The organism is Staphylococcus sp. HMSC65H10 (assembly GCF_001839185.1).
Lineage (GTDB): Bacteria > Bacillota > Bacilli > Staphylococcales > Staphylococcaceae > Staphylococcus > Staphylococcus simulans.
This window is the reverse complement of sequence record NZ_KV840427.1, coordinates 1-486: the sequence shown is the minus strand read 5'-3', so window position 1 is coordinate 486 and position 486 is coordinate 1. Positions and strand designations below refer to the sequence as shown.

1 protein-coding gene is annotated in these 486 nt (G+C 44.9%); it reads left to right on the top strand.

Annotated features, from left to right (window positions below; genetic code table 11):
* A partial coding sequence (locus tag HMPREF3270_RS13110) for an SdrD B-like domain-containing protein (protein ID WP_176746761.1) occupies positions 1 to 486 on the top strand: 486 nt, incomplete at both ends.

The window sequence follows — 486 nt, the reverse complement described above, 5'->3', positions numbered from 1 at the left end:
ATAACTACACAATCGACAGCGGATTCTTCAAACCGGTTGTTGCGCCAGAACCAGTACCGGCGACATACAACTTAGGTGACTATGTATGGGAAGACAGCAATAAAGACGGCATCCAAAACTCGAATGAAGTGGGTATCGAAGGCGTAACAGTAACATTGACAAAACCAGACGGATCAACAGTAACGACAGTTACAGATGCGAACGGTAAATATGTGTTCACAGGTTTAGAAAACGGCGACTACACAGTTGATTTCACAGCACCGGAAGGTTATGAAGCAACATTAGTCAACGTAGGTGACGATGCATTGGATTCAGACGGCGCGTCAACAACAGTAACAATCAATAACGCGGATAACTACACAATCGACAGCGGATTCTACAAACCGGTTGTTGCGCCAGAACCAGTACCGGCAACATACAACTTAGGTGACTATGTATGGGAAGATTCAAACAAAGACGGCATCCAAAACTCGAATGAAGTGGGTA